1 protein-coding gene is annotated in these 423 nt (G+C 42.1%); it reads left to right on the top strand.

Going from position 1 to position 423, the window contains the following annotated elements; genetic code table 11:
* The coding region (locus tag HMPREF2865_RS12480; protein ID WP_210399353.1) for a replication initiation factor domain-containing protein at nucleotides 1–423 on the top strand (423 nt) is incomplete at both ends.

The raw sequence follows: 423 nt of genomic DNA, 5'->3' as shown, positions 1-423 counted from the left end.
AAGGAAAGTTTTTCTATAAAAGCTGTTACCAACTCGGCCCGGATAACGTCGAATATGGCAAGGTTCATTATGGAGGTCAGCGAGAAACAATGCTTGTTGAATTGAATGGTACAGGTTGTCAGGCTGCTATACCCGGTTGGGAAAACCGATTGTATGAGTTTTTAAGTAAGTGCATACGTCCAAAAATTACCCGTGTTGATGTGGCCCATGATTTTTTTAACGGCGAATACACACCCGATCAAGCATTACTTGATCATGACAACGGTCATTTTGACGTTCATAACATGAGGCCAAAAAGCGAATGCCGCGGTACTGCATGGCGCAATGATGATGGTAGCGGCAAAACATTTTATGTAGGTAAACGCGGCAATTCTAAATTCACTCGAGTTTATGAGAAAGGAAAACAATTTGGCGATGTCAACA

It is taken from the genome of Neisseria sp. HMSC073G10 (assembly GCF_001812605.1).
Taxonomy (GTDB): Bacteria; Pseudomonadota; Gammaproteobacteria; order Burkholderiales; family Neisseriaceae; genus Neisseria; species Neisseria subflava_A.
This window is presented reverse-complemented; position numbering and strand designations above follow the sequence as displayed.